The sequence below is a fragment of the Novipirellula methanifontis genome, from assembly GCF_052161655.1.
Lineage (GTDB): Bacteria > Planctomycetota > Planctomycetia > Pirellulales > Pirellulaceae > Novipirellula.
In genome coordinates this window covers 2649939-2672795 of record NZ_CP197418.1, presented here as the reverse complement: position 1 = coordinate 2672795, position 22857 = coordinate 2649939, and the positions used below count along the sequence as shown (strand labels likewise).

The window sequence follows — 22857 nt, the reverse complement described above, 5'->3', positions numbered from 1 at the left end:
ACTTACTAAAAGTCAATCGCTTCGTTTTAGGCGGTGACGTAAAAACCTCCCGTTGTGCGGCCTGCTTCAAGGACCCCCAATGCTTACTCCAAACTACAATGCTGTCATTCGTCAAGATGGCGAATGGTGGATCGGCTGGATCGAAGAGGTACCCGGCGTGAACTCGCAGGGTGCGACTCGTGACGAACTGATCGCCAATCTGCGCGAAGCGCTTGCCGAGGCAATCGAGATGAACCGCGAGGATGCACGAAAGGCCGCTGGTGCGGCCTATGAAGAAGTGGCGATCCAGCCGTGAAACGTCGTGATCTGATCCGGCATCTGCTGGACTGCGGCTGTGCCCTGATCCGTGAGGGCGGCAGTCATTCATGGTGGGGGCATCCGGTCAACGGTGCACGTTCGGCCGTTCCTCGTCATCGCGAAATCTCAGATCACCTCGCACGGAAGATTTGTCGCGATCTTAGCATCCCAGAACCGTAGGTCGCACAACATGTTTTTTACGCCGGGGCCTTCGGCACACCTTCGCTCTTTGGCATCGGGCGTTTGCGTTGGTCCAATTTCACTAACACAAAGTCACTCGCTTCGTTTACGGCGGTGACGTAAAAACGCTTCCGCGTGGCGACCTAGCATTTTCCGATGGCGGGAATTCTGCTGTGCGGGATCGACACCGATTAGTGTGATATTAGTGTAGATTAGTGTTCCCCAAAACAAGTGGCTGCGCCGAACACTAATTATCTCTAATCAAGCACTAATAGAGACTGCCGTTTGTGGCCTGCAAATCAAGTTGGTTCAACGGCCGGCCAACATGATTTTTACACTAGTTGCTTCGCGATCACCTCGCTCTTAGGCAACGGGCGTTCGCGTTGGTACAATTCACTAACACAAAGTCACTTGCTGCGTTTACGGCGGTGACGTAAAAACCTTCCGTTGTCGGACATATGAGTAAAAGATGGATCGCACTGAGATATCAAAGCCCACTACGATATCCGTCCAAATCTCGGAAATTGACATACGTTGTGAAACAATACGATACGCAATCGAGCGTGCAGCGGAACTCGGCTCCGACGTTAGTTGGCGTGATGTCGTTCCACCCGGATTTTTTGGGGACCCCAAATTTCGCGTAACTCTAAACTCTGACCAAGTTGACGGACTGCGAATAGGAGACTCGTACGAACACGATATCTCGCCCCATGGTTGCATCAACAACATCGGGAAGACGGAAGTCCGTGGCGAACAAATAGAACGCTCGAACTAGCGACATGTCCGACAACTTCTTAGGGTTTGGGGTCAGCGAGGTACGAGCCTGACCCCAAACCCATGTTCAAGGCGAGCCGCTTTGGGACAACGCTGTGAAGCATTTTTCATAACCCGAATGCGTGAGCGAGGGACTCTTGAACCAGCGCCGGTCCCTCGCTTACGCGGTCGGGTTGTGATGACCTGGCAAAACACGACTCAGAAATGCTTCACAGCGTTTCGCTTCGGGGTTTGGAGTGCCAGATGCGAACATCAGAAGATGGAAGGCTAGATCGTGTGTCGTTTTATCGACGATTACGGTTGCACCCTGAGGTCGTGTCATTTATTCGGATGATGCGACCGTTGGATCCCCTAGTGTTTTTCGTCGCTCAGCCGATTGCCCTAGGGCTCCGTTTTCGTCAGCGGAGACATCGTTAAACCGCTCGTAACGAATGTGTCACTGTCCAGGGCAACCACCCTACAGACAAGCCTAATCCATCCCTTCGCCGAAACAACAAGTCCAGCAGCATCCCGCCGCGAGGAACGTGCGATTAATAAGTTGATGTAGGGTGGGGCAAACAAAACCATTTGACTGGTGGGTCGTCGTTCGCGATTGAAGGTTTGAATCAAAATTAGTTGTTGAGTGGAGTTCGTCGGTTTTGCGACGACCCACCGGTCACCTCGCGAACTTGTCCCACCCTCCACTCATTCAGCACTCAATGAAGTCACAAGCAATAAATCGGACGTCCCAAGCGGCTCACTTAAACTTGGTTTTTACGCTGTTCGCGGCTGTGGTTATTGGCGAGTCTTTCGGTGGGCCGAGATCAATCGATTCGGTCGCGTTCCGTCTGCTACAAACCCGCGATCACCTTCGCTGTTTGGCGAGGGGCGTTGCCCATGTTAGAATTTGTTTTTCAGTTCAATGTCGTTCTCTTCGTTCAGAACGGTGTCTTAAAAACTTCCCGTTAGCCGCTCCAGGTAAATGAACCGCAAGCCGAAAATTCCATTCTCGATTCACGCTCTCTTGGTTTTCACAGCGTTCGTTGCTGTGCTTGTCTCGGCAGGCATGTTTTTCTTCCATCGCGCCGCCCGACCCTTCAAGGACTTGGATCGGTTTGCTAACGCGTACGATCTTCGCGGTTGGAGTGTTGAAATCGAACCGGATCTCCCGGGGCCGTACCGGACAGCAGGCGACGACTGGTCCGGTGCAATGCCGTTTCAATTCAACTCGGGCAAGCCCGCGAAAGGTTGGGTGGAATCTGGCGGTGTAAAAAGGATGTTCCATCATCCGGGACGCATTGGCGTATCCTATCTCGTGGTCTTTCTAGAAAACCTTGACGATGCCCCGACATTTTTGATCCTATCGAAACCCGACGATAACTCCGCTTCAGGCGGCGCCTAACTTCTTAGTGTCTGGGGTCAGCGAGGTACGAGCCTGACCCCAATCCCATGTTCAAGGCGAGCCGCTTCGGGGCAACGCTGTGAAGCATTTTTCATAACCCGAATGCGTAAGCGAGGGACTCTTGAACCAGCGCCGGTCCCTCGCTTACGCGTTCGGGTTGTGTTGACCTGGCAAAACAGGACTCAGAAATGCTTCCAGCGTTTCGCTTCGGGGTTTGGAGTGCCAGATGCACACACCAGAAGATGGAAGGCTAGATCGCGTGTAGTCTTAACGATACACGCGAGTGCTCGACCAATCGGCTCGGCTAATGAATGCGACTAATATGTGCAATCACGCACAACACGCATCTGATCCTCGTCTTCAAGCTCAGGTCGGCTTAGAAAGCGGGATCGATTTAGAATTGAAACTGGCCACCGAAGCTGATGCCTTGCGCCCAGTAATCCGTTTCAACGAAGCTGAATTGCGGGCGGAGCGAGCCGGTGACAGGATTGTTGGGCTCAGGAATCAGGTTCGGGTTCACACTGCGATCAATTTGATCTCCCGCTCGGACGACGTTGGGAAAATAAAGCAGCGAATATCCGACTGTTGCATGAAACCAACTGGTAATGCGAACGCCGAGCGTCAATCCAAGTTCAGGAATCATCGTGAACTCTTTGTCACGATACGAACCGATGTTACTGGTTTGAGCGAGCAGTCCGCCGGGAAAACGTTCGGTGACGCCGTTTTCGGTAATCGCGGTGGTGCCCGAGATGTTGACCCGCTGTGTGTTCGTACCGACGGCGACTCGCATCGTCGATTCCAACCATGCACGGTCGAACGTGGCTTGGTGAATTACGCCAAGTTGCAGTCCATTGAACCTGTTTTCGGTGCTGAATTGTTCGTTTAGTCCAATCGTGCCTGGCACACCGACCACTTGGGACGAGAGTGTTTCGGAGAACGACAAACGGTCGTCGAGTTGAAGATTGCGATAGCCGATGATCCAATCGATCCGATCCGGTTCGCCACAGTTGTTACAGCCGGCAAACGATGGCATCAGCGCCGCCCGCACGTTGATCATCGCCGATTGCAGGTCAGTGTCCGAGGTAATGTTGAGAGTCCCGTTAACGACTCCGGGGAAGGAGACCAGCTGGGCGGTTTCACGGTCGTTGGTCGTATCAAAAAAGGGCCTCGCCAAAATGGGGGAGCCATTACCGGCTGCGGAGAATCCGTCGCCGTCGTCAAACAAACCAAAGTATTCGCCTTCGATCGCGAACGATCCTTGTGGGGTGATCCAGAATCCCGCTTTGGCGCGAACACCGCTGTGTCCGCCGTCATTGAGTTCGCCGCCACCAAATAACACCGCGGTTCCCGATTCACCAAGAATTCCGGCACGGTTTTGTGGAGTGCCGTCGGGACTTGTCGTCACTAACGGAGGCGTGTCCATCCCCGAGGCATCCCAATACAAATATTCGCCGCGGATCCAAAGCCGGTCAGCGATTCGTTGCCCCATATTGGGTGCGAAACCGCCGATGGAAGGCAACGAGGGCAGATTGCCGCCACTAAAGATATTGCCGACTCCACCGGAGGACTGAGCCGAGTAAGGATCAAACGAGCCGGAATTGTTAACGATCACGTTAGGCCCGGCTGAGAAAACACCCTGGGCTTGCGACGTACCGATAGCCGATACGACGAGCGAAATGAACGAGATGAACGCGAAAATCAACAACCGAGGGGTCACTGAGACAAACTCCTATTATCGGAAATTTAGCCAGATTCCCTAAAGAATGATGGCTGTCTCGACGGACAGTCCGTAATTTTCGCCATGGAAGTCAAGATGAATCACCCTGTTTCCGCTTCAATTCGTTCGTGATGCCCTGCCGCCGCAGAGCTGATACTTATCCAAATGCCAGCAACTCGTTACTCTATTCGTCGAGATGTTTTCTTGACCCATTGGTTGCGAACGACGAAGCATCATCGAATGTTCGCGGACAAATTTGTGGGCAAACCTGTTCACTAGCAACGATGCTTGTGGGCGAAACACATGGAGCGATGACGTATGCCGGATTTTTTTCAGCACGACCTGATCACCACGATTCACGATTTGCAGACCAGCAATCTCCAGCGGATCGAAGACAGTCTGCGAGAGGCGACGCGGCAAAATAAGATAGGTTTGGTATTGCCAGTTACTGCTTCGGACATGCGTGCCGAGCCGTTTGGCCGGATTGTGAACGAGCTTGTCGCGGCGGACTACATCGACACGATTGCTGTAAGCCTCGGTGTGGCGCCTTCCCAAGATGATTTCGACGAGGCTCGTCGCCGCATTGCTCCGCTGGGAGACCGAGCAAAGGTGATTTGGACCGATGGCCAAGCGATGCAAAGCCTTTACGGCGAATTGATGGACGCCGGCATCCCCGTTAACACGCCTGGAAAAGGTCGCAGCGTTTGGACGGCGTTTGGTTATCTGCTTGCCGATCCTTCGATTGACACGTTTGTGTTGCACGATTGTGACATCGTGGATTACGACCGCTTTTTGTTAGCGCGGTTGTGTTTGCCGATGGTTCATCCCGCGTTGGATTTCGAATTCTGTAAAGCTTACTACGCGCGAGTCACCGACCGGATGCATGGCCGTGTTGTGCGGCTATTGGTTTCGCCGTTGGTGCGAGCACTTTTGCAAACATTTGCTGACAATCAGTTCGTGCGTTTCTTGGCCGATTTTCGCTACCCGTTGTCAGGTGAGTTTTCGTTGACTCGCAACTTGGCTCGAATGAATCGCATTCCGAGTGACTGGGGACTCGAAGTGGGCACGTTGGCGGAGGTGTTTCGCAACACATCGCACAAACGTGTCTGCCAAACCGACCTCTGTCGATTGTACGAACACAAACATCAGACGTTGACGCTTGAGAACAAGAACGCAGGATTGATCAAAATGGCGATCGATATCTTGACGACGATCTATCGCACGTTGGCAAGCCAAGGGGTAGTGCTGGGGCGTTCGACCTTTATCACGCTGCGTTCGTCGTACCTTCGGATTGCACAGGACAGTATTCGCCAATACGCCGCGGACGCTATCGTGAACGATTTGCATTACGATCGTCACAGCGAGGAGGCGGCGATCGAGGCGTTTGCCGAATGCGTCACCACCGCAGGCGATGAATATCGCAGCGATCCCAATGGGGCGCAAGCGATTCCCAACTGGAACCGCGTGCGTGCAGCCCTTCCCGATTTTGCCGAACGGCTACGTGATACGGTTTAGGCTTCGATAAGGTCGACGGGCAAGGTTTTCGGAAGCGGGTTTTGATTGGCATCCGAGCGGACTTGCAAATAACCCCAAATCTCTTCGCTTTCGCCGGACTCCAATTCCACGTCCACGCGATAGCTGATCGGGGTCGCGTGGTCAAAACTTCCTAGCGACACGGATTCGGGCTGAGCCGAATTCACGACGATGGGTACCCCAATCCAAGGACCCTCGATCGCGGTTTGGTACCGAACGCGAAGCGTTTTTACTTTTGCATCTTCGGGCCAATTCAGTTTTAGCGAGACATCTTGATTCGGTTGCGGAACCATCGGTTCGGGAATCGCTCGAAAGTGCGTGAATAACTTTGCGTCAAGCGAATGCGATTTGCCTTCGCTCTCGAGCGAGTCTTCTCGTTTCGGCTCCCATCCCATCCGACTTTTCTGATCTTTGTCGAGCCACGACTCGCTAATCCATCCTTTGTATTGCCCCATGCTCATCACCGAACCATTGCCGGGTTCGGGGTGAGGCAACCCAACGGTGTGACCACAACCTTCGTGGTAGACAACACAGTCGGTGCCGCGATACGGCACACGCCATCCATCGCCGCTGACCAATCCCCAACCGACGCCGCGGTTGGCAAGATAGGCCGCTCGGGCACCGCCCGAGGCGGCACCGGGGAAATGTTGGCCTTGATTCAAATTGCCTTCGAAAACCAATTTGCCATCTTCGGGGTGCAAGCGATAGAAGTCGTCAAGCGGTCGCCAATTAATCTCACTCAAAACGAGTAAGATCGGGAATGCCTTGCGGTCTTGGGGATTGTCTGTTGCAAACTTCAGCGTTTGATCGACTTCGGTTAACGTGCGGAAGTAGATTTTGTTTGCGTCCCCTTCGCGAAGTGTTTCGGTGTCGTCCTTTGACACAAATGGCTCCCGATGGACGATCATGGTCAGTTTGGATTGGTCACCAAATTCACGAGCGTGAAATTGTTCCAAACGGCCGGCGTAGTATTCGACTCGATCTTTCCAGTCGGGTAGCGATTGACGGTCCGAGGGGACGAAGTAAACCACCGTGACTTCGATTTGGCTGGTGTCGTATTTTCCATCCCACGTTGTCGTCGCAGCATGAGTCGGAACGAACGAAAACAGGGCGAGCAGCAAAGTCGATAACAAACGAGCTGAGTGTGAATTCATTATGGCGGGGTTTTCAGAGGTGGGCAGCGAGAGCGGGCTGGCGACCACGCACGGTTGCCACCGTAGCTAATATACACAAGCAGTGCCGATATTTTGGCAGCGACTGCAAAAATTAGTGTCGCTGAACGCTCGGGGCGTCAAATCAATGACTGGAGTAGTGGATCTTGTTAAAGATCCTATCGTGCAGGGATCTTTAGCAAGATCCACTACGCCAATTATTTGCTTCGCATCACAAAGCGATCAGCCACAATCCACGAGCGATTGCACTGACGAAGACTACGACTCGTCAAATGATCCGTCGTAGGACTCGATCAGCGGCTCAGCCAAAATTGTGGAGGACGTTGTTTCGTCGACCAAAAACAGATTGGCTGTTTGCAAAAGCGTCCCCTTTTCAAACTGGACATTTTTGGCGGCGACAGTGTACTCGACCATCGAGAGAAAGTATCGAGTTTGAGCTTCGGTGACACGTCGCTGTGCGTCCAGCAATTGCTCGAGGTTCACGGGCAGTCCCGCATCGCGGTTGGCATCCAGGATTTGTAGTGCATCGCGTGCCGCGAGATAGCGATTCAAATTGGTTTCCATTTGTGTGAACGCGCGGTCACTTTCGCCGACCACTGCGGCAAGGTCATGCAAAATTTGCCGTTCTTGTTCCGCCAGCAACGCGTGCTCTCGTGCCAGTTGTGACTTGGCATGGCGGACCGCCAAATAGCCTTGCCTAAATCCGACAGGCAATTTCAATTCAAGGCTGGCTTCGTACTCTTGGAAATCCATCGATCCCAATTGTTTGAATGCCGAATTGTTACCTGCCAGGTCTTTATCCAATCCCCGCACACGGTAGATCGTGACAAGATCAAGCGTCGGCATCAGGAAATTCTTGGCCGCAAGTGCTTCCATTTCTCGTCGTTTGACCAGCAGTCGTTGTTGTTGCAGTTCGCTTCGCAAGCGAATCGCTTCGATCGAAATCGATTCCCAGTCGAATGTCATCGGGGCATTCAGTGGTTCGTCGTTGGGGCGAATCAGCGCCGCCTCGTTCAGCGGCAAACCGATTAGCAGTCTCAGCCGTCGCTCCGACGCCAAAACGCCTCCTTGGCCTGCAAACGTACCACCCGACGTGGAATTGTTGACCTGAGTTCGTTGGTTCAACTTGCCTGCAACCGCGTCTTGCATTTCGCTTTGGAAACGAAAGTATTGTTCGCGTGCAAACGCTTCGCTAGCACCTGCCTTGCGATTGCTCGTTTTCTGAGCTTCGTAGTTTTGCCAAGTTTCCCGGCTCCGCTCGAGTGCTTCGCGTTTCGCATCGAGGTCGCGGTAGGCAAAATACAGATCCCAATAAGCATTGATCACATTGCTGATGTAATCACGTGTACCTTGGCGAAATTTTGCCGAAGTGATGTCGTTGTTGACTTTCGCGATCAGGACACCAGCATAGATGCCAGGTTGTGCCGCCGGTCCTGCGATGCGATTGAACTGTAGCCCGCCGCCTTGCATTAACGGTTGCCGCATCTCGGCATGGATCTGACTTTGCCATGCACTGTCGGTCAGGTTGCCGGTCGCGTTATTGGCGTCGTAATCGATCACGTTGCGTACGGCAAACTCGGCTCCCGTCGCGGTCCGTTTGGATAGCTGTAATACATAGTCGTGTGTGTCTTGTTTGAACGCGTTCGCTCCGCCGCCAAAAAACCGGTTGTTGAACCGCCGGTCGTTATTCTGCCATTTGCCTAACGCATAGAACTGAGCGTCGTAGGCGGCTAGTGCCGATTCGATACTGGATTGCGGATCGAGTTCGGCGAGCGATTTGGTTTGATCCGTGGTGACCGTGTTCGGAGCACGCAGGACGGTGGCTCCCAAATCACGCATGACTTGCGAGTGCTGAAGTGCCGTTTGAATCGTTTCCTGTAACGACATGTCACGGTACTGCAGTGTGGAAAACTCTTCGATGGAACGAACCGTTATCGGTGGTTCGGAAGTATCGGCGAACGTGATCGCAGGAGCGCCTGCGTCCACCAATTGCATGATTGCATCGACTGAGGAAGTGTCGTTTCCAACTGTCTGAGAGAAGTTGTGATGCGTTTGGCACCCGATGGCCGCGACCATGCCCAACACGCATACAAACATTGCCAAGGCGACGGGCCGCAAAGGGCCACCGCGTCTGGGGCGATGAATGTCGGTAGCGCGTCTGGAAAGTCGATGCACTTCGTATTCCGTTTCTCGTTCCATACGAGGGAGGTGGGTTCCCCACACAATCGGACCAACCCGTACAATTGACTTTATTCGTACATTCACCAAGCCAACGTTGAATGAATCCTCGATGATTCGCCCGAACGCCCCAATAAGTCGCGTGAAACATGCAATCGGGCGGCGGGAAACTGCAAAAGCGTAGTTAAAATGAAGACGCCCTGGTTCAATCCAGGATCCATTGTTTTAATCTCCCACACCATTACGTCATGTCGGAATCGCTGCGTCGAGTCGAACAAACGTGGAAAGATGCGGAATCGTTGGTACGCCGCGCCGACGAGTTGGCCCACGCGCCGATACCTGCGTCGGAATGTTTTCAAACGCTCGCCGAAGGCATGCGGGAGACAGCAAAAGCCAGAAGTGTCATCATCTGGTATACCAAGCATGACGCCCGCCACGTGTTGGCGAGATCCGGAATCGACGTTCATCAAGACAGTTCATCCCTGTTGTCATCCGCAATCGATCGAGTTGATTTCGCTGCCACTTCGCACTGGTCTGACGAGACGCAAATCTGTGTCACCGCAGCAAAAACGGCAAACGATACGGTTGTTGGCATCGATATGCGGTGGTCAGAGTCGGTGGACTCGGCGACCCAGCAACCGATCGCCGAGATGAGCAAGGCAGTGCTCGAATCGGCCACGTCGGTTTTTATTCGTGATCGAAACGAATATTTGCAAACCGAACTGAAGCGGCGCAAGCATTGGGATCACGTTGTCGGTCAATTGCACCACGGTCTCGGGATCAACGATTCGTTTGCCAATGTGGGATGCATCGTTGCGAAGTATGTAGGTGTCGACCGAGTTAGCATCCTCTATTGTCGTAATCGAACACATCCTGCCGCAGCATCACCGCCGAGTCGATCGGCTTATCGATTGATTTCGTGTTCGACAAGTGCCAGCATTGATTCGCGAAGTCGACTCGTACGATTGATGCAAGATCTTGCGGGCAAGGTGTCCGTTCATGGTCAATCAATGGAGTTTGTGGTTGGTCGTGGCGGCTCGGTGCCTGATTCGCTGAGTGAGCCGCTCGAAGCGTATATGGTCGAATCGGGTTGCCGTGCCATTTCGATGGAATGCCTCTCGCTGGATCATCACAATGATTCCGTCGTGATCTTGTTCGAGCAATTCACGCTGCCATCAAGTGACCCAGATGAGGGCCGAGGTTCCTTTGCCGACATTCGCGAAGTGGTTGCGGATGCGTTGGCACAAGCTATTGAGCAAGACGAAGCCAGCCTTGGGACGCTAATTCGAAAATGGTGTTCCGTGCCATTCGGCAAAAAAGCGGCCGCGATCGCTCTGGTTGTCGCCGTCGCTGCGCTGCTGATGTCGCTGATCCACGTCGATTTTTGGATCCCCGCCGAAGGGCGAGTGGTAGCGAGGCAACGCCGCAGCGTTTTTGCCCCCGCCGACGGTGTGGTTATTGAATTGCCAGTGGATAACGGTTCGCCTGTCACCGAGGGAGCAACGTTGGCGGTGATTCGCAGTCACGACTTGGATACGAAGCAACAACAAATCGAAGGCGAGATTTCAGCGTTGCAAACCAGTTTGGCAGCGATCGTTGCAGGTCGTGGTTCGTCACCGAGCGAACTTCGCGAGCGAAACAGTTCGGCAAACGAACAAGTGCTCAAGGCAAAGCTCGAAGGACTGCTTCTACAACTCGATTTGGTAACGGCGCAGCAGCAAGAACTAGTCGTGCGCAGCCCGATTGCGGGCAAGGTCGATCACTGGAACATGCGAGAGAATTTGGTATCGCGTCCAATCGCCCGAGGCCAATTTCTCGCCGAAGTCTATTCACCCGAGGAAGGCTGGGAACTTGAAATTGAGGCCGTCGATTCGGACGGTGGTTACCTATTGCAACTCAATCAAGAGGAAAGTCGCCGCTGTCGATTCTCACTTCGCTCGAATCCACAAGAGGTTTATGACGCGACACTTACTCGGGTAGACAATGTCACTCAATTAAACGTTCAAGGAGATTGGGTGATCAAGGGAATCGTTCGACCCTCGGAGCAAAACGACGCGGCATTGGATGTGCCGCGAACAGGGGCGATTGCGAGAGTCGAAATATGGACAGGGCGTCGCGCCGTCGGATTTGTTTGGTTTCGCGGTTTGATCGAGTGGTTTCGGTCGGCAATTTAGCCGTGTTTTTCGCAAATGTCATTGCGATGGGGTTTGAGGTATCTGGTTATGAATGTTTTTCACGCGTTGCCCAATTGGCTAACGGTCATGACGTTTGCCATGTTGGCAACTCCGTTATTCGCTGAAACGGATCCACTGCGGATCGAAGACTTGATCGTGGTCGTGGTCGACGAGGTTCAGGTGCCTGCGTTGGAAACCGGTGCCATAGACACGTTGTTGGCTCATGAAGGAATGGCTGTCAAGCGTGGCGATGTTCTTGCAACACTCGATCGTCGCCGCGCGGAACTTCAACTGCGACTCACGAAAATTCAGTTGGAAATCGCGACCGCCAAAGCAGACGATCCCTCCGTGGTTGCGTTGGCTGAAAAGGCACATCGGCGACAACAGCAACTCGCCAAACAACAATCGGTCGATGTGACGATCGCAACACAAAAGGCAAGCAATGATTTGCGGGTGTTGGCTGCGACCAAGGCCGAGGCGGTTGCGAAAAATGAATTGGCGCGAGCTGTCGACGCACGCAAACGTTATGTCGACAGTGTTTCGCGATCGGAGATCGACGGATTAAGTCTCGCTTACGAACGAGCAAAACTTGAAACGGAACAAGCCAGCTTTGAACGTCAAATTGACAAGCTCAATGTTGATTCTGAACAGCAGGCTGCCGTCGTTCAAAAGATCGCGGTGGATGAATCCGAAATTCAAGTTTCTCAATCGGTACAGCAGCACCAAATCGAAATGCTTGAGCAGCAATTGCAGCAGAATCAAAGCGAACTTGCCGAATTCCTTGTGGCTCAACACAGTGTCGTCGCTCCGTTTGACGCGACCGTGGTCGATGTGATGCGTCGCAGGGGCGATTGGGTTCGGGCCGGTGACCCGGTCGTGCGATTGGTAGGACTGCGTCGGCTTCGTGCTGAAGGCTACGTCGATGCCAAGCTCAGGACGCGGTTGTTGACGGTCGATTCGCCCACGCTTTTCTTGCACGATTCGGACGGAGATGTGATTGAGCGAACCGGCGATGTCGTCTTTGTCAGCCCCGAAATCGATCCTGTGAATCAACAAGTCCGTTTTACGGTAGAGTTCGCAAACCCCGACGACGACGTACTTCCCGGGATGCGAATGACGCTGCAAATGGTGGCGGAATGACTTCGTTTGGGAATCATTTGCGAGTGCGGCCTGATTTGAAGTGGCAACGCTCCGAAATGGGAGCCAACGTGGTTTGGATCGCCAAAGATCCGTTTGCCAATGAGTACTTTCATCTCAGTGAGCGAGAACGCAGTCTGCTGCAACTTGCCGATGGCACGCGTTCTTTGGCCGAGATCACTCAGCGATGCAAAACGCTGTTTGCACCGGAATATGTTTCGCCCGAGTCGGTGGTCGAGTTTTTCGCTGAAGCACTGCACAGCGGTTTGGTGTTAGGGAGCGAATCCATCGGTCGTGATCGCGATTTCACTTCGGATGTTACGAACAGTGCGTCTGAGGATGCGGCAACGCTGCGGTCAAGGCCGTCGCGTCATTGGTGGCATCAACCGTTGGCGATTCGTTTGCCGGGCGTTTCGGTCGATCGGGCGTTTGACCGCGTGATGCCGTGGTTACGATCCATTTTGACGTTGCCGGTGCAGCTCGCTGCAGTGTTATTCACCATCGTTATGGCGGTGTTTGCACTTTTTTACTTTGATCAAATAGCCAAGCATCTCGATGCGGTGACACGCGAACCGGTTGCGGATTGGGGCGTGTTGTTGATCGTCGTGATTGCGTTGACGAAGGTGCTGCATGAACTTGCCCATGCGGTGGCATGCAAATGGTTCGGAGCCCAATGTCGACAAATCGGAGTGATGTTGTTGTTCGGCATGCCGGTATTGTATTGCGATGTTTCCGACGCATGGTTGCTGAAGGAACGTTGGAAGCGAATCATGGTGTCGAGTGCTGGCATGGTCGCGGAATTGTTCGTCGCTGCGGTCGCAATGTTGGTGTGGTTGCTGTTTGCCGACTCAATGCTCCGTGACATATGTGTCACGATCATGTTCGTCAGTTCCGTCAGCACGGTGGTGTTTAACGGCAATCCGCTACTTCGCTACGACGGCTACTACATTCTCTCGGATTGGAGCGGCATTCCCAATCTTGCCTCACAAGCATCGGTGTCGATGCAAACTTGGTTGCGACGATTGATATGGAATGACAGTCTGTCCGACAAACGGTTTGATACCACTAATCGACTCGGGTGCAACACGTCGCCATCACGACTGCGGTTGTATTGGGTCGCCAGTCTGTTATACCGCGTGTTCGTGTATACGGCGTTGGGAATGTGGGTTTATCACAAAGCGGAACAAGTGAACCTGGGCCCCATCGTTGCGATATCGTTGCTGTCGATCGCGATGGTCGCTTTCGGTAGATGGTTGCGAGTGATTCTTACTCCGCCGCCATCACGACGACGAAATCGATACGCATTGCTACGACGTCCGCTTGCGATCGGGGCAGTTCTTGGATTGGTAATCGCCATCGCGTTGTGGATGCCATTTCCGCACCAAATCAAAGCGCCGATGACGATTCGAATCACGGAGTCTCAACCGATTGTCGCAGCATCATCGGGGCGAATCATTGACGGTGTGCCGGACGGGACGTCGGTCCATCGTGGTGACGTGATCGCGACGTTGACTAACCCTGAACTGATGTTGTCGATTGCAGAAGAGCAAACGAGGCTGAATGCTTTGCAAACGGAGCTGGCAAGTTTACAAAGTGTGCGACCTGCAACGCGACAGATTTTGGATCGAATTCCGGTTGTGTCCAAGTCGATCGACGCGAGTTTGCGTCAGTTGAAGTTGCTCGACGCGGAGAAATCGCGTCTGGAGATCGGGGCTCCTGCATCGGGAGTCCTTTTTTCGGCCGCTCATCGTGTGCAAAACGTTCGCAATACTCGCGAGCTTAGGACTTGGGACACCTCCGCGCTAGCAATGCGGAATGGTGGAGCCTGGATCGAAGCAGGAACACAGCTTGGCATGTTGGGGGAAGCGGGGCGGTTCGATGCGATTGCCTTGGTTCGCCAGCAGGATCTGCGTTACGTCAGTGAGGGACAATCGGTTTCATTGACGTTGCCTCACGTATCGCGAGGTGCATTGAAAGGGCAAGTGGTCGAAGTTGCATCGTCGTCAGTCGACGGGATTCCTGAGGAATTGGCGAGCAAGCGACTGGTAATGCCATCTGGCCGCCGAAACGGTCCTGCGGATGCGTATTACCAAGTGCGAATTCGGTTGCAGTCGAGCGATCAGGCATTGGCGATGCGGTCCACTGGCTACGCCAAGATCAATGTGGCTTGGATCTCGTTGTGGGGACGATATGTGACCACAGTAAGTGACGCATTCTGAAAATTCACTCGAGTGGAGTGGAGCTACCTTTCCACCAACTGGTTGGGTTCGTGCCGATTTGCACCCTCCCCAGATGGCTGGCAAAGGTCCCGTAGTCTATGTGGGTTGCCATCCTAACGGATAAATCGCCGCTTTCCGAAACGAGACAGCCGAAAACAGACAGCGGCTTGGGAACACGCTAGAATCATAGGCAGCTTCTCGATCCCAACTTGCCTAGGAGCCTCGCCTTTGTCTGCCCTCCATTTCAAAATCGCGGTGTTGTTGTGCGCCGTTTCGTGGGCGGTGCCTGCGGTCGCTAACGATTTGGATTCTGCCCAAGAACAATTTCGGACTGGCAAATATGCGGAAGCCGATGCGGTTGCATCAGCGCAAGTCGAAAGCGGAATCTGGAACGAGCGGTGGCCCCGACTGTTGATCCAGTGCCAATTGGAACAAGGGAAATACGCCGAGGCATTGCAAACGTACGAAGCCGCAATTCGGCGGTATCCCACCAGCATGACACTTAGGATGTTGGGGCTTGAAGCGATTCGCTTCAACAATCTTTCCGAAAGAGCGGAAGAAGAGCGAACGCGATTTTTTCAACTCTTGCAAAGTTCGCCGCTTCGCTACGCCAGTCGTGACAACCTGATTGCGGCGGGGCGCTATTTCGTCGAAGAGGGCGAGGATGCCCGCCAAGTGCTGGAAATGTTTTACGATCGCGTTCGTGATTCCAATCCCGATTTTCTCGATGCTTATATCGCGACAGCCGAGCTCGCGTTAGAGAAAGGCGATTACAAGGTGGCGGCGGAAACACTTGCCGAGGCCGAGCGGATCGACGACACCGATCCACGTACCAGCTATTTGAAAGCCCGTGCGTTCGAATCGTCCGATACCAAGGTCACCATCAAGGCGCTCCAACGAGCACTCGAACTGAATCCAAACCACGTTCCGTCGTTGTTAATGCAGGCCGAATTGGCCCTGGATCGTGAACTGTACGACGACGCAAAAGCCTCGATCGCAGCGGTGTTGAAAATCAATCCGTCGGAACCGGACGCTTGGGCTTTGCAGAGCGTGATGGCGCATCTCGAAGGCGACACCGAGCGTGAACAGGAAATGCGTAGCAAAGCACTCAGTACTTGGAACAAAAATCCGCGTGTCGATTTTTTGATCGGCAGCAAATTGTCGCAGAAATACCGGTTCGCAGAGGGTGCCGCGTACCAACGTCGTGCCCTCGAGTTCGATCCCGACTATCACGTTGCCAATTTCCAACTTGCTCAAGATCTGCTTCGTTTAGGCAACGATGACAAAGGTTGGACGTTAGCCAAATCGGTCGCGGACAACGATCCTTACAACGTCGTCGCCCACAATTTGCTGACGCTTCATGACCGGATCAAAGGCTTCAGCGTTTTAGAATCGGGCGATATTCACGTTCGGATGGATCCCAAGGAAGCGAACATGTATGGCGACGCGGTGCTTGAGTTGTTAACCGAGGCGCGAGCGACACTGTGTGAAAAGTATGATGTTCAACCCGATGCACCGATCATGGTCGAGATCTTTCCCGAGCAGAAAGATTTTGCCATTCGTACGTTTGGGTTGCCTGGCGGTGCTGGTTATTTGGGCGTTTGCTTTGGTCGTGTGATCACCGCGAACAGTCCGGCCAGTCAGGGTGAGCGACCGTACAATTGGAAGAGCGTGTTGTGGCACGAATTTTGTCATGTCGTGACACTCGAGAAAACCAAGAACCGAATGCCTCGTTGGCTCAGCGAAGGCATTTCGGTATACGAAGAACGGATGCGAAATCCAGCTTGGGGTGAATCGATGACACCTCGATATCGCGAGATGATCCTGAGTGAGTCGTTAACGCCCGTCAGCAAGCTGAGTGCGGCGTTCTTGAGTCCCCCGTCGGCTTTGCACCTACAGTTCGCCTACTACGAGTCCTCGCTCGTCATTGAATTCCTAATTGAAAAGCACGGTATTGAATCGCTAAAAACGGTCCTTGTTTCCTTAGGCGACGGGTTGCCGATCAACGATGCATTGGCAAGATCGGTGGGTTCGAGCGATCGGCTTGATGTCGAATTTGCTGCGTACGCACGTGAGAGAGCGGAGGCGTTTGCACCCGATGCGGATTGGTCGCGGGAAGAATTGCCCGCCGATGCAACGACGGTTGAGCTAGCCAAATGGGTGGAAGATCACCCCACGAACTATTGGGGGCTGCGGGGGCTTGCCGAAGCATGGATAGCGGTCAAACAGGACGAAAAGGCATTGCCTGTGCTAGAGAAAATTGTCGAACTCGGAGCGGTGACACCGGAGCGGGGAGGTCCGCTCGAATTATTGGCCGACGTTTACCAGCGAATGGGCCAGGAAAAACGCGAGCGTGAGACGCGCGAGCAAGTTTTAGCACTTTCCAGCGATGCTTTGCCCTCGTACCGGCGTTTAATCGAGATCGCGACGCAACACGATAACTGGCAAAACGTTTTGAAATACAGCGAAGAGACGCTGGCGATTCAGCCGCTACAGCCATTTGGATATCAGCACATGGCGGTGGCCGCAGAAAAACTGAAGAAGCCCGAAAAGGAAATTCGACCGTTAAAGGCGCTTTTACAAATGGATCCCATCGACCCTGCCGCACTGAATTTCCAACTTGCTCGTGCTTGGTTTGAAAGCGGCGAAACAAAGTTTGCCAAACGGCACGTGTTGACAGCACTCGAGGATGCGCCGCGTTACCGTGACGCCCATCGATTGCTGTTGGAAATCGCGTCGGATCCGCAGTGAATCGACGACGGTTGTTGATCCCGAAGTGATAGGCAGGTCAATATGAGTCATTCCACATAATGATCTGAGCCGACGGCGCTAGCCGCAGGCAAGTTTCCTACAATATTGAGGGGCCCGCGGCTAGCGGGCTGTTGATTTAATCGAAATGCAAATCGTAGTCGTGAGCCGTGGGCCGTAAGGCACCGGGTAGCGTGTGGAACCCGGCCGCTCACGCGTCACGGCTCACTAAATCAACAGCCCGCTAGCGCCGTCGGCTCACTGAATGATCGACGTTTCACCGGTGAATACCGAACGACCTGCTTACATCGAATCAGAAAGGGCGGAGAGAAAAAATGATCACGCGACGTTCCTTACTGATTGGCGTTCTGTTCGTCTTCGTTGCCGGGGCGGCGGTTGCCCAACGTGGATGGCGGTGGCGTATGTCGGGCCCTCACACCGAACGCAATGGCGTCCCCGATTGGGAAGTCGATCCCAATTTCCCTGGCGATTTGTTTACCTTTGTGCGGATCAAATACGACTCGTACGGCGGTCGCGGAGGCGGCGGGGGTTGGGCAACCGATTATCGCGACAGCGACCTGAACTTTTCTCTCCGCTTGCAACAACTGACCTCGCTGAAGGTCAATCCTGAACCGATTGTCCTGGAATTGACCGATGATCAATTGTTTGACTATCCGTTCATCTACATCATCGAACCTGGCAGTTTGGTTTTCAGCCAAGCCGAAGTCGCTGCACTCCGCCGGTACTGTTTGAACGGCGGTTTTTTGATGGTCGATGATTTCTGGGGTGATTCGCAATACGAAAACATGCGTCGTGAATTGAAGCGAGTCTTTCCCGATCGTGATCCGGTGGAAGTTCCGCTTGCGCACGAGATCTTTCACAACGTCTACGACCTGAAAGAGAAGCCGCAAGTGCCCGCGATCAATGCCGCACGCCGAGGCATGGCGGGCGAGATCGGGTCGTATGAATGGGCTTCCGACGGAAGCGATACGAGTACGCCTCATTACCGTGCGATCAACGACGACGAAGGACGGATCATGGTCTTCATTTGTCACAACACCGATCTCGGTGACGGCTGGGAACGCGAAGGCGAGAACCAATGGTACTTTGAAGAGTTTTCCGTCAAGAAAGCCTACCCCATGGGCATCAATATCGTGACCTACGCGATGACTCACTAAGTAGATGAGCGACTAAGAAACAGTTCGGCAGGAATTGCAGAGATCTAAATTAATCCAAGGAAAGCAGCATGAGCACTGAAGCATTGTCAGTGGAAGAAGAAGCACGCACGGTCGAGCAAATTCGCGAAGGCCGCGAGCGAATCTACGCCGAGCTTTCCAAGACCATCATCGGTCAACACGATGTAATCGAACAATTGCTGGTCAGCCTGTTTGCGGGTGGACACTGTTTGATCACCGGAGCACCGGGGTTGGCCAAGACGCTGCTGGTCCGCAGCGTTGCTCAAATCTTTCACTTGAAATTTCAACGCATTCAGTTCACTCCGGATCTGATGCCGGCGGACATCACCGGCACCGAAATTTTGGAAGACTCTGGAGGCGGGCATCGTCAGATGACGTTTGTCAAAGGCCCGATATTTGCCAATGTCGTTTTGGCGGATGAAATAAACCGGACGCCGCCCAAAACGCAGGCTGCACTACTCGAAGCGATGCAGGAGCATCAAGTCACCGCCGCAGGGCGTCGCTATCCGCTAGAGGAACCCTTTTTTGTGCTGGCGACACAAAACCCGATCGAAATGGAAGGAACGTATCCGCTACCTGAAGCTCAGCTGGACCGTTTCATGTTCAACGTGCTGATTGATTATCTGCCACCCAAGGATGAGTTGGCGGTGGTCATGCAAACGACCTCGCGGCGTGCGGAACCGATCGAGCCCTTGTTTACAGGCGAAGACATTTTGCGGTTTCATGAAACCGTTCGCCGCGTGCCAATTGCCGAGGAAGTGGGGGCATATGCCGTTCGCTTGGCCGCATCCACACGTCCCGATCGCGACCAAACTCCCGATTTCATCAATCAATGGGTCAGCTGGGGCGCTGGGCTGCGAGCGGCACAAACCCTGGTGCTCGGTGCCAAGGCGCGAGCGCTGCTTTCGGGCAATGCCCACGTGCGAATGGATGACATCCGAGCCCTTGCCCATCCTACTCTGCGTCATCGTGTCTTGCTCAGCTACAAAGCGGAAGCCGAAGGCGTCACGATCGAAAATGTGATCGACCAATTGTTGCAAGCTGTGCCCACGGAGATGTCGTGATGGTCCAGCCTTCTCGCGGCGATATTGCCTCGATTGATCCGTCGGCGATCATGCGAATCAAGAATTTGCAGCTGCGGGCAAAGACGGTCGTCGAAGGATTTTTCGATGGGCTGCACCGAAGCCCGATGCATGGATCATCGGTGGAATTCAGTGAGTATCGTCCTTACACCGTTGGGGACGATTTGCGTGGATTGGATTGGAAACGATTTGCTCGCAGCGATCGCTTGTATATCAAAAAGTTCGAAGACGAAACGAATCGCAATTGTTATCTAGTGGTCGATCAGAGCCGTTCGATGGGCTACGGATCGATCGAGTACAGCAAGATCGAATACGCCAGAACCTTAGCAGCGACGTTCGCCTATTTTCTATCGCTGCAACGGGATTGTGTCGGGGTGCTGACGTTTGACGAGGCGATTGGCGAGTTCATTCCCGCTCGACGCCGAGTCGGTCATCTACATCAAATGTTGGTGGCGCTTTCACGCCCGCTAAGCGGCAAAGGAACCGATATTGATTCACCGCTGAAACAGATTGCCAATCTTGTCGGGCGACGCGGCTTGGTAATCATGATCTCGGACTTGTTGACCCCCACCGAATCGCTGCGGACCAATCTGGCCTATCTAAGATCGCGGGGGCATGAGGTCGTGATCTTGCGGACCTTGGATCCGGCAGAAATCGATTTCCATCTGGAATCGCCCAGCATGGTGCTGGACATGGAAACCGGACGCGAAATCTATTTGGATCCCGAGGTCGCCGCAGCCCAATACCAAGAACAGTTTTTCGAACACCGAAAACAACTGCAGATCGTGTGCAGTTCGTTGGGAGTCAGTCTGCATGAAATCGTGACCAGCGAACCGCTTCATGATTCGTTGTTCCATCTACTGAATTCACAACAGCGGCGGTCCCGTGGTGCCGCTCGCGCCGGGATGCTGGCTCGGTCCGCTCGCAGCGGAGGCACTACATGAGTTTGTTGGCCCCTCTGTATTTCGCCGGAGCGTTGGCGATCGGGCTGCCGATCCTGTTCCATCTGATCCGCCGTCAACCCAAAGGGAACATCGCGTTTAGCTCGTTGATGTTCCTGAAACCGACGCCCCCGCGGCTGACGCGTCGCAGCCGATTGGACAATTGGTTGCTGTTGCTGATTCGCTCGCTGGCGATTTTGTTGCTTGCCGCGGCGTTTGCGCGTCCCTTTTTTCGCAGCGAAGCGGTTACCGATTCCGACGCGAGCGGGCAGCGTTTTGTGCTGTTGCTTGATACCAGTGCCAGCATGAAACGAGTTGGAGTTTGGGAGCAAGCGATCGGGCAAGTCGATCGCATGATCGGCGAACTTGGCAAAAACGATCAGCTTGCAATCGTCGCCTTTGATCATGAACCCAAGACGCTGTTCCCGTTCGAGCAGTCCTACGAATTGGCCGCCGACCAGCGTTTTTCGGCTGCTCGGTTATCGCTTCAGGATCTCGCCCCCTCGTGGCAAGATTCCGATTTGGGGCGAGCACTCGTTTACGCTGCCGACATTGCCGCAGCCAGCGAGGCGGATCAGGAAGGCGATCAACGTGATGCAAATTTGATCTTGATTAGTGACATGCAATCCGGAAGCGAAATTGACAGTCTGCAGCGTTTTACTTGGCCTGAGAACGTCAAGTTGGACGTGCGTGCGGTTCGTGGCAAGAACGCGGGCAACGCCTGGGCTCGGATATTGCAGTCGTCTGGTGAGGATGCTGATGCCGAGGGCGATCCGAGTGGTGCGACATCCAAACGCGGCGGATCTCGAACTGAAAAACGCCGTGTCCGCGTCTCCAATGCGGTGGGGACAAACGCAAGCGACTTTCGTCTGGCCTGGATGACCTCTGAAAACAAAACCATCGACGCGATGCCGGTACACGTTCCGCCGGGGGAATCACGCACCGTCTCACTGCCCCTTCCCAACGCCGACGTGACCTCGTTACTTCTCAGCGGCGACGAAGAACCCTATGACAATGCTGCATATCTCGTTCTGCCCCAACCCGAAACCGCCAATATCGTCTTCGTTGGTGATGAGGGAAATAAACAAGATCCGCGAGACCGTTTGCTGTATTACTTGAAACAGGTTCCCTTTGATACACCGCAGCGGACGGTGTCAATCACCACCGATACGAATTTGATTCCGGGCGGTGCAGTTCAACCTAGCAGTCCAGAGACCACGCCGATGGTGGTGGTGACGCAACCGGTCGACGATGCGATGGCGGGACGGATCGGGCGTTATGCGAATGCCGGTGGGACGGTGTTGCTCGTGCTCTCCGAACCCGATGCAAACTGGTCATCGACGCTGGCCGCTCTGTTTGAAAAAAGTGACGAAGAAGCACCGGCAATCGAAGTTGCCGAAGCGAAACTGGACGACTACGCGATGCTTTCTCACATTGATTTCGAACATCCTGTGTTTCTGCCGATGGCGGATCCGCAATTCAACGATTTCACCAAAGCTCGATTCTGGTCCCATCGCCAAATCAGCGGGTTGCCCGAGGCAACCAAGGTATTGGCTAAATTTGATAACGGTGATCCTGCGCTGATCGAACATTCCTTCGGGAATGGGCATCTGATTGTGCTGGCTGCGGGATGGCAACCCCAGGCTAGTCAGTTATCGCTGTCGACTAAATTCATCCCTTTGATGTTTAGCATCTTCGATCGTGGTCGACGTGCTCGGGCGGATGGCAATCGCTACCGCGTAGGCGATCGGTTGGACGAAGCATTCGGGAATCCAACTCCAATAGCAGCACCCGAAGACGATGAGTCTGAATTGACAACGTTGGATTCCGACAATCGTTTGAATAGTCCGGGTGTCTTTCGGATGAATCAAGATGGCAAGACACAAACGATTGCAGTCAACCTTGTGGATTCGGAAAGCCGGGTGGAGCCGATGGACGCGACGTCGCTCGAAAAGTTCGGAGTCCTATTGGGGAAGTCACAGTCGAACGTCGCTCGAAAAGAGTCCGAGCGACAATCGAAAGACGTTGAGCTCGAGAGCAACCAAAAGCTGTGGCAGTGGTTGATGGCTGCCGCGATGGGGTTGTTGGTCACTGAAACTTTGCTGGTCCGAATACGCCAATAAAAGTG

Annotated in this window: 16 protein-coding genes; 12 read left to right on the top strand and 4 right to left on the bottom strand. The window is 53.8% G+C overall.

Translation table 11 applies throughout. The annotated features are described in order from the left end of the window. Positions 1 to 79: 79 nt before the first annotated feature. Positions 80 to 295 (top strand): type II toxin-antitoxin system HicB family antitoxin, encoded by a 216-nt coding sequence (locus tag SH528x_RS09340; RefSeq protein ID WP_442510257.1) that lies wholly within the window; start codon positions 80 to 82, stop codon positions 293 to 295. After that, positions 292 to 477: a type II toxin-antitoxin system HicA family toxin gene (locus tag SH528x_RS09335; RefSeq protein WP_442510256.1), complete on the top strand. Its 186-nt coding sequence runs from the start codon at positions 292 to 294 to the stop codon at positions 475 to 477. The genes SH528x_RS09340 and SH528x_RS09335 overlap by 4 nt, the downstream gene beginning before the upstream one ends. A 646-nt stretch (positions 478 to 1123) precedes the next feature. On the opposite strand, the gene SH528x_RS09330 is transcribed toward SH528x_RS09335, so the two are convergent. After that, positions 1124 to 1258: a hypothetical protein gene (locus tag SH528x_RS09330; protein WP_442510255.1), complete on the bottom strand. Its 135-nt coding sequence runs from the start codon at positions 1256 to 1258 to the stop codon at positions 1124 to 1126. A 954-nt stretch (positions 1259 to 2212) separates the two neighbouring features. On the opposite strand from SH528x_RS09330, the gene SH528x_RS09325 reads away from it, so the two are divergent. Next, positions 2213 to 2632 (top strand): hypothetical protein, encoded by a 420-nt coding sequence (locus SH528x_RS09325; protein ID WP_442510254.1) that lies wholly within the window; start codon positions 2213 to 2215, stop codon positions 2630 to 2632. 394 nt (positions 2633 to 3026) lie between these two features. Here the strand turns inward: SH528x_RS09325 and SH528x_RS09320 are convergent, their stop codons facing one another. Next, a complete protein-coding gene (locus SH528x_RS09320) occupies positions 3027 to 4349 on the bottom strand; it encodes a BBP7 family outer membrane beta-barrel protein (RefSeq protein ID WP_442510253.1) in 1323 nt (440 codons plus the stop codon). Between the two features lie 318 nt (positions 4350 to 4667). On the opposite strand from SH528x_RS09320, the gene SH528x_RS09315 reads away from it, so the two are divergent. Next, entirely contained in the window at positions 4668 to 5864 is a 1197-nt protein-coding gene (locus SH528x_RS09315) for a glycosyl transferase (RefSeq protein WP_442510252.1), read from the top strand. Here the strand turns inward: SH528x_RS09315 and SH528x_RS09310 are convergent. Then, the gene (locus tag SH528x_RS09310; protein WP_442510251.1) at positions 5861 to 7036 is read right to left on the bottom strand and encodes a hypothetical protein; all 1176 of its coding nucleotides are present in this window, start codon (positions 7034 to 7036) and stop codon (positions 5861 to 5863) included. The two genes, SH528x_RS09315 and SH528x_RS09310, sit on opposite strands and share 4 nt — an antisense overlap. A 276-nt stretch (positions 7037 to 7312) precedes the next feature. Then, a complete protein-coding gene (locus SH528x_RS09305) occupies positions 7313 to 9253 on the bottom strand; it encodes a TolC family protein (RefSeq protein ID WP_442510250.1) in 1941 nt (646 codons plus the stop codon). Between the two features lie 227 nt (positions 9254 to 9480). Between SH528x_RS09305 and SH528x_RS09300 the strand changes: the two genes are divergently transcribed. From SH528x_RS09300 to SH528x_RS09265, 8 genes are all read left to right on the top strand, one after another. Beyond that, on the top strand, positions 9481 to 11406 hold the full coding sequence (locus tag SH528x_RS09300; protein WP_442510249.1) for a hypothetical protein: 1926 nt from the start codon (positions 9481 to 9483) through the stop codon (positions 11404 to 11406). A 48-nt stretch (positions 11407 to 11454) separates the two neighbouring features. Next, on the top strand, positions 11455 to 12546 hold the full coding sequence (locus SH528x_RS09295) for an HlyD family secretion protein (RefSeq protein ID WP_442510248.1): 1092 nt from the start codon (positions 11455 to 11457) through the stop codon (positions 12544 to 12546). Then, a complete protein-coding gene (locus tag SH528x_RS09290; protein WP_442510247.1) occupies positions 12543 to 14762 on the top strand; it encodes a site-2 protease family protein in 2220 nt (739 codons plus the stop codon). Before SH528x_RS09295 ends, SH528x_RS09290 begins: the two co-directional genes overlap by 4 nt. 228 nt (positions 14763 to 14990) lie before the next feature. Beyond that, positions 14991 to 17513 carry a tetratricopeptide repeat protein gene (locus SH528x_RS09285; RefSeq protein WP_442510246.1) on the top strand — a complete coding sequence of 841 codons (2523 nt, stop codon included), beginning with the start codon at positions 14991 to 14993 and terminating at the stop codon, positions 17511 to 17513. A gap of 332 nt (positions 17514 to 17845) precedes the next feature. Next, complete coding sequence (locus SH528x_RS09280) at positions 17846 to 18688, top strand: DUF4159 domain-containing protein (RefSeq protein ID WP_442510245.1); 843 nt, start codon at positions 17846 to 17848, stop codon at positions 18686 to 18688. Between the two features lie 68 nt (positions 18689 to 18756). Next, the gene (locus SH528x_RS09275) at positions 18757 to 19770 is read left to right on the top strand and encodes an AAA family ATPase (RefSeq protein ID WP_442510244.1); all 1014 of its coding nucleotides are present in this window, start codon (positions 18757 to 18759) and stop codon (positions 19768 to 19770) included. Then, positions 19770 to 20732 carry a DUF58 domain-containing protein gene (locus SH528x_RS09270; protein WP_442510243.1) on the top strand — a complete coding sequence of 321 codons (963 nt, stop codon included), beginning with the start codon at positions 19770 to 19772 and terminating at the stop codon, positions 20730 to 20732. The genes SH528x_RS09275 and SH528x_RS09270 overlap by 1 nt, the downstream gene beginning before the upstream one ends. Further along, positions 20729 to 22852, top strand: a complete 2124-nt coding sequence (locus SH528x_RS09265; protein ID WP_442510242.1) for a BatA domain-containing protein — start codon at positions 20729 to 20731, stop codon at positions 22850 to 22852. Before SH528x_RS09270 ends, SH528x_RS09265 begins: the two co-directional genes overlap by 4 nt. Positions 22853 to 22857 lie beyond the last annotated feature (5 nt).

Coding starts and splice junctions, on each gene's coding strand:
- SH528x_RS09340 (WP_442510257.1), top strand. CDS start 80: ATGCTTACTCCAAACTACAATGCTGTCATTCGTCAAGATGGCGAATGG.
- SH528x_RS09330 (WP_442510255.1), bottom strand. CDS start 1,258: ATGTCGCTAGTTCGAGCGTTCTATTTGTTCGCCACGGACTTCCGTCTT.
- SH528x_RS09325 (WP_442510254.1), top strand. CDS start 2,213: ATGAACCGCAAGCCGAAAATTCCATTCTCGATTCACGCTCTCTTGGTT.
- SH528x_RS09315 (WP_442510252.1), top strand. CDS start 4,668: ATGCCGGATTTTTTTCAGCACGACCTGATCACCACGATTCACGATTTG.
- SH528x_RS09310 (WP_442510251.1), bottom strand. CDS start 7,036: ATGAATTCACACTCAGCTCGTTTGTTATCGACTTTGCTGCTCGCCCTG.
- SH528x_RS09305 (WP_442510250.1), bottom strand. CDS start 9,253: ATGGAACGAGAAACGGAATACGAAGTGCATCGACTTTCCAGACGCGCT.
- SH528x_RS09300 (WP_442510249.1), top strand. CDS start 9,481: ATGTCGGAATCGCTGCGTCGAGTCGAACAAACGTGGAAAGATGCGGAA.
- SH528x_RS09295 (WP_442510248.1), top strand. CDS start 11,455: ATGAATGTTTTTCACGCGTTGCCCAATTGGCTAACGGTCATGACGTTT.
- SH528x_RS09290 (WP_442510247.1), top strand. CDS start 12,543: ATGACTTCGTTTGGGAATCATTTGCGAGTGCGGCCTGATTTGAAGTGG.
- SH528x_RS09280 (WP_442510245.1), top strand. CDS start 17,846: ATGATCACGCGACGTTCCTTACTGATTGGCGTTCTGTTCGTCTTCGTT.
- SH528x_RS09275 (WP_442510244.1), top strand. CDS start 18,757: ATGAGCACTGAAGCATTGTCAGTGGAAGAAGAAGCACGCACGGTCGAG.
- SH528x_RS09270 (WP_442510243.1), top strand. CDS start 19,770: ATGGTCCAGCCTTCTCGCGGCGATATTGCCTCGATTGATCCGTCGGCG.
- SH528x_RS09265 (WP_442510242.1), top strand. CDS start 20,729: ATGAGTTTGTTGGCCCCTCTGTATTTCGCCGGAGCGTTGGCGATCGGG.